The sequence below is a fragment of the Hymenobacter saemangeumensis genome, assembly GCF_039541835.1.
In the GTDB taxonomy this organism is placed as follows: domain Bacteria; phylum Bacteroidota; class Bacteroidia; order Cytophagales; family Hymenobacteraceae; genus Hymenobacter; species Hymenobacter saemangeumensis.
In genome coordinates this window covers 128712-137307 of sequence record NZ_BAABGZ010000016.1, presented here as the reverse complement: position 1 = coordinate 137307, position 8596 = coordinate 128712, and the positions used below count along the sequence as shown (strand labels likewise).

Sequence of the window (8596 nt, the reverse complement as noted above, 5' to 3'; positions counted from 1 at the left end):
CTGGACTGGATTGACGCGCAAGACGCCCAAAACTGGTTCCACCACTGCGGCTATCATGTACACTGACTACGAATCTGCTCTAAACCGGGGCTGTAAGACAGAATGTGCGTGGTGCCGCCCAGCCGGTAGCCCAGGCTTTCCCAGGTATGAAACACTGCCCGATTGGTGGCCTGGGTGTTCATAAAGGCATACACTGCGCCCTGCTCCCGCAGGTGGTAGCTCATCTCCGAAATCAGCTTTTTGTACCAGCCCTGCCGGCTGGCGCCCGACACGGCCGAAAGCACCATCTTGGCGACGGGCAGGCCCAGCGCCGGCCACAGCTCGCGCTGGTAGTTGGCGGTAAGAAAGGCCCCGGGTGCTTCGCCCGGGCAGTCGGGCACCAGCACCACGTCGGCAAAGCCGCGAATGGACTGCTGCACGTAGGTGGCCAGAAACTCGTCGGCTTTTTCCGGCGAGAAGATGGGGTCGGCGTGGAAGCGGTCGAAGCTGTTGCGCATGGTGCGGGCCACGTGCTGCAGGTCGTCGGTGTCGGCCTCCGTGGCCCGGCGCACGGCAAAACGCTCCGGGTGGCTATACTCGGTCAGGTTCTGGTAGTAGGTGAGCCGGGTTTCGACCAGCTTGAAGCCGGCAATGCCCAGGGCTTGAATCAGCAGAATATCCTCGGCCGGAATTTCCAGAAAGCAGTACTGACTGCCGATGTCAGCCAGGTGCTGCACCAGCGTGCGGCAGGCCTGCGCCAGCTCGGCCAGCGACACTTTGGGGTAGAGCACCGCCTGCAGCTTGTGCGTGCGCAGGCCGAAGTAAGCCGTATCCCAGGCCAGGGCCTCCAGGTAGAAGCAGCACTCGCCCGCGGGGGTTTCCACCCCCAGATACGGCTTGCCGCTGATGCGCGCCTGGGTCAGCAGCTCCAGCTGCGGGGCGGTTTTCAACTCCCGGATGAAGTTGAAGGGTGAGTAATAGAAGAGCGTATTTCGCCGGTTGGCCATCGGGTTGTTTTGTCGCAAAACGAAGCGGGCGGTGCGGTTGGCCGCCTCCTACCCTTTCGCCCGAAAGGTATTGTAGTCGCGAATGTAGTCCTGCTCGTCGTAGGGCAGCGAGGCCAGCACCAGCTGCACGGCTCCGGGCGAGTACTGCATGGTATGCCAGGCCCGGGGCGGAATGTAGAGGCCTACCTGCGGCTCCTCCAGCCGAAAGGTTTGAATTTCGCCCGTGGGCAGTTCCGTAGTTACCAGAATCCAGCCGGCTACGGCAATCAGAATCTGCTCGGTGTGGTGGTGCGCGTGGCGGCCCCTGACTATGCTCTCGGGCGTGCCGTAGGTCCAGAACACCCGCTTTACCTCAAACGGCAGAAAGGGCTGCCCCTGCTCCATCACGGAGATGTAGCCAATATCGGCATCGCCGATGCGTGGAAACTCAAGAAGATAAGGACTAGCCAACGGGAAAAAGAAAGTTAATTGCCTGGGGTGAGGGGAGCTGACAGTGCAGGCTGCTAAGCTCCGAGCCATACTTCACCAGCCTGAATAGCCGCACTCAGACGAGGCTGCTTACGACACTGCCCGCTGCTACCGTTCGTGGCGGGCCGGCGGAAGCCCAGGGGCTGGCGGCGGACGGCATACGAAACGGTGGCGGCGGGCAGTGCTGCGAAGTGCTGGGTTTAGCGAACGTGCTCCTTAAAGTACTCCAAGGTGCGGCGCAGGCCTTCGGCCCGGTCAATCTTGGGCTCCCAGCCCAGAATTTCCTTGGCCTTGGTAATATCAGGCCGCCGCTTCATGGGGTCGTTTTCGGGCAGGGCCTGGTACACGGGCTTGAACTCCACGCCGGTAAGGCGCGCAATTTCTTCCCCAAACTCCTTGATGGTGATTTCAGCCGGGTTGCCAATGTTGACCGGCATATGGTAGTCGCTCAGCAGCAGGCGGTAAATGCCTTCCACCAGGTCGTCGACGTAGCAGAAGGAGCGGGTTTGCGAACCGTCGCCGAACACGGTGAGGTTTTCGCCGCGCAGGGCCTGCGACAGGAAAGCCGGCAGCACGCGGCCATCGTCGAGGCGCATGCGGGGGCCGTAGGTATTGAAGATGCGGATGATGCGCGTTTCCAGGCCGTGATGGTTGTGATAAGCCATGGTAATGGCTTCCTGGAAGCGCTTGGCTTCGTCGTAGCAGCCGCGGGGGCCTACGGGGTTTACGTTGCCCCAGTACTCTTCTACCTGCGGGTGGATTTCCGGGTCGCCGTACACCTCCGAGGTGCTGGCAATCAGCATGCGGGCGCCTTTCACGCGGGCCAGGCCCAGCAGGTTGTGCGTGCCGAGCGAGCCCACTTTCAGGGTCTGAATCGGAATCTTGAGGTAGTCGATGGGCGATGCCGGCGAGGCAAAGTGCAGGATATAGTCGAGCTTGCCCGGCACAAACACGAACTTGCTCACGTCGTGGTGGTGAAACTCAAAGTCCTCGCGCTTGAACAGGTGCTCGATGTTGGCGAGGTTGCCAGTCACCAGGTTGTCCATGGCGATGACGTGGTAGCCCTCGGCCAGAAACCGGTCGCAGAGGTGAGAGCCCAGGAAGCCGGCGCCGCCGGTAATAAGGACACGTTTTTTTTCGGTGGTGGTCATAAAAGGGTTGTCGTGACGAGTGGGCCTCGGCAACTGTACACTAGCAAAGGGGAGTAGTACTGGAAGAAAGCAAATCAGGCCGGAAAGTCACGACGGGGCTTTTAACGCATTAATATTGACTTAACGTTAATACTGACTTAACGTTATAATAACATTAACGTTAGGATAATGCGGGCTCCTTATGGTCGGTCTTGATTCCGATGCAATGATACGCGAAGCCCAGCGCTTTTAGCTCTTTGGCTTCGTAGATATTGCGGCCATCAAAAATTACTTTCTGCTTCATCAGGCGACCGACCACCTCGAAGTTTGGAGCGCGGAAATCGGGCCACTCCGTCACGACAAGCAGGGCATCGGCATCGATGAGGGTGGCAAACTCGTCTTTGGCGTACGTAATGCTGTCCCCCAGCGAGTGCTTGGCTTCTTCCATGGCCACCGGGTCGTAGGCCGTCACGGTGCAGCCGGCGGCCAGGAGCTTTTCGATAATAACCAAGGAGGGAGCCTCGCGCATATCATCGGTTTTGGGCTTGAACGACAGGCCCCACACGGCTATCTTCAGGCCGCGCAGCTCTCCACCAAAGTGGCGGCTCACCTTGTCGAACAGTACCGACTTCTGGTTTTCGTTTACCGATTCGACGGCGCGTAGCACCTGCATGTCGTAGCCGTTCTCAGCAGCCGTCTTAATCAGGGCCTTCACATCCTTGGGGAAGCAGGAGCCGCCGTAGCCGATGCCGGGGTAAATGAACTTGGTGCCGATGCGGGCATCGGAGCCAATGCCGCGGCGCACCATGTTCACGTCGGCGCCCATGATTTCGCAGAGGTTGGCCACGTCGTTCATGAAGCTGATTTTGGTAGCCAGCATGGAGTTGGCCGCGTACTTGGTCATCTCGGCCGAAGGAATGTCCATGAAGATAATGGGGTGTCCGTTCAGCAGGAAGGGCTTGTAGAGCTTGCGCATCACTTTCTCGGCGCGCTCGGAGGCCACGCCCACCACAATGCGGTCGGGCTTGAGGAAGTCGTCGATGGCCGCCCCTTCTTTCAGGAACTCAGGGTTGGATGCAACGTCGAACTCAATAGCGGCACCGCGTTTTTCCAGTGCTTTCTCCAGCTCGGCCCGCACCTTGGCGGCCGTCCCCACGGGCACGGTGCTCTTGGTAACGATAACGCTGTAGTCGGTCATGTTCTCCCCGATACCACGCGCCACGGCCAGCACGTATTTGAGGTCGGCGGAGCCGTCTTCACCGGGAGGCGTGCCCACGGCAATAAAAGCCACGTCGCAGCCCCGAATGGCTTCGCCCAGGTTGGTGGAAAAGTGCAGACGACCTTTTTCGACGTTGCGGGACACCATTTCCTCCAGGCCCGGCTCATAAATCGGCAGAATGCCTTTGTGAAGGTTGGCAATCTTTTTTTCGTCGATGTCGATGCAGGTAACATCAATCCCTACTTCGGCAAAACAAGTGCCCGTGACCAGGCCAACGTAGCCAGTGCCTACAACTGCAATTTTCATTTCAAAAAAATTAAAAATTAAAAATTAAAAATTAAAAACCGAACTAAAAATCTGAGCGTCAGCTTAAACCCGCCGCCCGCATTAATTTTTAATTCATAATTTTTAATTCATAATTCTGTTAAATCATGTACTGTTTCCACCAGGTCTGGAACACGATGAGGGCCCAGATGCGGGCGTGCACATCGCCGGGGCTGCGCGAGAAAAGCTGCTGCTTCAGCGCGCGGACGGCATCGACGGAGAAGATGCCCTGGCTTTCGATGAAGTCGTCCTGCAGCAGGTCGTCCTCAATCAGGGTGCGCAGCTCACCACGGAACCACTTCAACAGGGGTACTTCGAAGCCGTGTTTGGGCCGGTCGTACAGCTCCGGCGGCAGCTCGGAGCGGAAGGCATCCTGCACAATCTTCTTCTTCATCTTCTCGTCGACCTTGCTGCTTACGGGCAAAGAGAACGCGAAGTTGACCACCTTATAATCAAGGAAAGGCGTGCGTACCTCCAGGGAGTTGGCCATGCTCATCAGGTCGACCTTGGTGAGCATGTCGTAGGGCAGCACCAGGTTCATGTCGGTGAGCAGTACCTCGTTCAGGTCGCCGTTGGGGTGCAGGTTCTCGAGAATGTCCTTGCGGCGCTTGTCGGCTGCCTTTTTGCCGATATGGCGACGGCTTTCGGGGCTGAGCAGGCTGCGGGCGTCCTTTTCGGAGGCGAAGCTGGCCCAGTCCCAGTACCGGTCTTTTACGCCCGACAGCATGCCGCGCGAGAAGCGCTGCAGCTGCCGCACCTTGTTGCCGAAGAAGGAGTTGCGCGACTTGGGCAGGGCATCCCAGAGGAAGTCGAGCCCAGCCACGGCTTCGGCTTTGAGGCCGCCCTGCCGCACCTGAAACTCGCCCATGTGCTTGTTGTAGCCGCCAAAAATCTCGTCGGCCCCGTCGCCGCTCAAGGCCACCGTCACTTTCTGACGGGTGCGCTGGCTGAGGATGTACACGGCCAGGGCCGAGGAGTCGGCGAACGGCTCGTCGAGGTAGCTGAGCATGTCGTGGATATGCTCGTAGAGGTCGTTGTTGGTCAGCGAGAACACCGTATGGTTGGTGTTGTGCCGGGCCGCTACCAGGTTGGCGTACTTGGTTTCGTCGAAGAAAGGCTCGTCCTTAAACCCGATGCTGAACGTGTTCAGGTGGGGGGTATGGCGGGCGGCCAGGGCGGTAATCACGCTAGAGTCGATGCCGCCGCTGAGGAAGGCGCCCAGGGGCACATCGGCCACGAGGCGGCGCTGCACGGCCTCGTCCATAAGGGTGACCAGCTTTTTCTGCTGCTCTTCGTAGCTGAGCTTGTTTTTGGCTACTTTCTTGGCATCGTAGGGGATTTTATACCAGCGCTTTTTCACCACCTTGCCGTCTTTCACGAACAGGTAGTGGCCGGGCAGCAGCTTTTTCACTCCTTTGAAGATGGTGGCCGGACCCGGGATGTAGTTCAGCTGCAGGTAGTGGCTCAGGGCCACGTAGTCGAGCTTGCGGGGTACGCCCAGGGCCAGCATGGACTTCATCTCCGAGGCGAAGAACAGCTTGTCTTCGTCGCGGTAGATAAGCAGGGGCTTGACGCCGTACCGGTCGCGGGCAATGAACAGCGAGTTTTCCTCCTTGTCGTAGATGGCCAGGCCAAAAAAGCCGTTGAGCTTTTTGATAAAGCTCCGCCCCTCGCTGATGTAGAGCTGAAGAATAACCTCCGTGTCGGTCTGCGAGTGAAAGCGGTAGCCCTTTTTGAGCAGCTTTTCGCGCAGCTCACGAAAGTTAAAGATTTCGCCGTTGAAGACGATGGTGTAGCGCTGGGCCTCGTCGGTCATGGGCTGGTTGCCGTCGGCCGAAAGGTCGAGGATAGCCAGCCGGCGAAAGCCCAGCCCTACGCAGTCGTAGGTGAAATGCCCCTGGGAGTCGGGGCCACGGCGTATAATGGCATCAGTGGATGCTTGCAGGCCCGTCAGCGACTGGCGGCCTGTATCTGTAAAGGCAAAGACTCCGGTGATTCCGCACATAGTAGCCGGCAAAGTTACAGCCCCGCAACCTAAAGGGGGGCACAAGGGTATTGTCTGAACTGCGGAACCGGCAGATTCAGGCGTAAAAAAGAAATGGTCCGGGGCCTGGCTTCGTTCCTTTTACCGCAACGCCTGGCATCTGCAGCCAGTACGCAGACAGCTGTTTTCAACCGTTAGGGGCCTGGCCCCGGCCGCATACCGTTTTTCCTTCCACTTAGTTTTAAAAAAATGAACCTTGACGAGCAATTCCAAGCCGCCGTGCAGCAAGTAAACAACCTGCCCGGCGATGTTGCTGCCCAGCACATGACCGAGCTGTACGGCCTCTACAAGCAAGCCACCGAAGGCGACCACGACACCAAAGGCGAAGTAGTGGGCGACGACTCGCCGGATAATCCCAGCGGCACGCCGGGCATGTCGCAGGCCCAGTGGGACTCCTGGAGCCAGTTCAAGGGCGTGCCCGAAGAGGAAGCCAAGCGCCGCTACGTGCAGCGGGCCGCCGAAGTGACGGGCGGCCAGGATGGCGCCGGCAGCTCGGTCGCCACCGACGGCCTGACCAACGCCCCGGCTGCGGGAGCCGGCCCGGCGCCGCAGGTAGCTCCGGGTGAGAATACCACTACCGCCCGCCAGCCCGCCACCGGCGCCGGCCAAAGCACCGCAGGCGGCCTACGCGGCGACATCACCGCCGGGGCGCCCTATGGCGGCGAAGACATGCTGAAAGGGCAGCAATAGGCCCGACGTAAAGCAAGGCACTGTATTATTGCCGGCCGGCGCAGCTTGCGCCGGCCTTTTTGCTTTATATCCATGAATCGTCGTTCTTTTCTTGATAACAGCACCCGCGCTGCCCTGGCTGCCGCGCTGCTGCCCATGGCATCCTGCCAGTCCACTACCAGCTCCGACGCCAAAGCGGAAGATTCCAGCTCACAGTCAGCCGATGCCTCGGGCCCGGTGAATGACTTTGTACTGCACGAGGCCACCGTGGCCGACCTGCAGGCCCGTATGGCCAAGGGTACAGAAACTGCCCGTAGTCTATGCCAGCACTACCTCAAGCGCATCGAAGCCCTCAACGCTGCCGGACCGAAGCTGCGCGCCGTTATTGAAACCAACCCCGACGCGCTGAGCATTGCCGACGCCCTGGATAAAGAGCGCAAAGCGGGCAAGCTGCGCGGCCCGATGCACGGCATTCCAGTGCTGATTAAAGACAACATCGACACGGCCGACCAGATGCTGACTACCGCCGGGGCCCTGGCCCTGGAAGGCAACCGCGCCGCCCAGGATGCTTTTATTGTAAAGCAGCTGCGCGCCGCCGGGGCCGTGATATTGGGCAAAACCAACCTGAGCGAGTGGGCCAACTTCCGCTCGACCCGGGCCAGCAGTGGCTGGAGCAGCCGCGGCGGGCAGACGCGCAACGCCTACGTGCTCAACCGCAGCCCCAGCGGCTCCAGCTCCGGCTCGGGCACGGCGGCCGCGGCCAACCTCTGCGCCGTGGCCGTGGGCACCGAAACCGACGGCTCAGTGGTATCGCCGGCCTCCTCCAGCGGGCTGGTGGGCCTCAAACCTACCATTGGCCTGCTCAGCCGCTCGGGCATCATCCCCATTTCCAGCACCCAGGACACCGCCGGCCCCATGACGCGCAGCGTGCGCGACGCCGCCGTGCTGCTCGGGGCCATGACCGGGGCCGACCCGGCCGATGCCACTACCCGCACCGCGCCCGCTGCCCGGCTCGACTACACGGCCGGCCTGAAGCCGGATGCGCTCAAAGGCCAGCGCCTGGGCGTGGAGAAGCAGCACCTGCAGGGCCCGCCCGCTGCTTCGGCCCTGCTGAAAGCCGCGCTGGAGGTGCTGCGCCAGCAGGGAGCCACCATTGTGGAGGTGGAAATTGAAAAATACACCAACCCGCTGAACGAAGCCGAGTTCGACGTGCTGCTGTATGAGTTCAAAGATGGTGTGAACCGCTACCTGGCCGGGGCCAACGCCCCGGTGAAAACCCTGGCCGACGTCATTGCCTATAACCGTAAAAATGCGGAGAAGGCCATGCCCTATTTCCAGCAGGAAATTCTGGAGATGGCCGAGAAGACCGATGGCCTGGGCAGCGCCAAATACCGCGCCGCTGTGCAAAAAACCGTGGCCGGCGCCCGCAAAGCCCTCAACGATGCCCTGCAGCAAAATCAGCTGGCGGCTATCGTGGGCATCACCAGCGGGCCCAGCTGGTGCATCGACCTGGTAAACGGCGACTATTCCACGGGCGTGAGCTTCTCGTCGCCGGCGGCCATGGCCGGCTATCCCCACCTGACGGTGCCCATGGGGCAGGTGCACGGCTTGCCCGTGGGCCTGTCGTTTGTGGGGGCAGCCTACCAGGAGGCCCAGCTGCTGGCATTGGGCTACGCTTATGAGCAGGCCTCTAAGCTGCGCAAGGCGCCGGAGCTTCGTCCTTCTATTCTTTAGCGTGCGAGCCTTGATTGGTTCA

General features: G+C 60.3%; 7 protein-coding genes. 2 read left to right on the top strand and 5 right to left on the bottom strand.

What is annotated here, in order from left to right; all coding sequences use genetic code 11:
- Window positions 1–53 precede the first annotated feature (53 nt).
- The 5 genes from ABD919_RS08465 to asnB all read right to left on the bottom strand — a co-directional run bounded on the left by ABD919_RS08465 (window position 54) and on the right by asnB (window position 6132).
- Window positions 54–986, bottom strand: a complete 933-nt coding sequence (locus tag ABD919_RS08465; protein WP_345235557.1) for a GNAT family protein — start codon at window positions 984–986, stop codon at window positions 54–56.
- A 48-nt stretch (window positions 987–1034) separates the two neighbouring features.
- Window positions 1035–1436: a sugar 3,4-ketoisomerase gene (locus ABD919_RS08460; RefSeq protein ID WP_345235556.1), complete on the bottom strand. Its 402-nt coding sequence runs from the start codon at window positions 1434–1436 to the stop codon at window positions 1035–1037.
- Between the two features lie 218 nt (window positions 1437–1654).
- Window positions 1655–2605, bottom strand: a complete 951-nt coding sequence (locus tag ABD919_RS08455) for a UDP-glucuronic acid decarboxylase family protein (RefSeq protein WP_345235555.1) — start codon at window positions 2603–2605, stop codon at window positions 1655–1657.
- Window positions 2606–2765: 160 nt separating this feature from the next.
- On the bottom strand, window positions 2766–4109 hold the full coding sequence (locus ABD919_RS08450) for a UDP-glucose dehydrogenase family protein (RefSeq protein WP_345235554.1): 1344 nt from the start codon (window positions 4107–4109) through the stop codon (window positions 2766–2768).
- A gap of 118 nt (window positions 4110–4227) precedes the next feature.
- A complete protein-coding gene (gene asnB / locus ABD919_RS08445; RefSeq protein ID WP_345235553.1) occupies window positions 4228–6132 on the bottom strand; it encodes an asparagine synthase (glutamine-hydrolyzing) in 1905 nt (634 codons plus the stop codon).
- 228 nt (window positions 6133–6360) lie between these two features.
- Here asnB and ABD919_RS08440 point away from each other — a divergent pair, with 228 nt between their 5' ends.
- Both ABD919_RS08440 and ABD919_RS08435 read left to right on the top strand, forming a co-directional pair.
- The gene (locus ABD919_RS08440; RefSeq protein WP_345235552.1) at window positions 6361–6861 is read left to right on the top strand and encodes an acyl-CoA-binding protein; all 501 of its coding nucleotides are present in this window, start codon (window positions 6361–6363) and stop codon (window positions 6859–6861) included.
- A gap of 72 nt (window positions 6862–6933) precedes the next feature.
- Window positions 6934–8574 (top strand): amidase, encoded by a 1641-nt coding sequence (locus ABD919_RS08435; RefSeq protein ID WP_345235551.1) that lies wholly within the window; start codon window positions 6934–6936, stop codon window positions 8572–8574.
- Window positions 8575–8596: the final 22 nt, after the last annotated feature.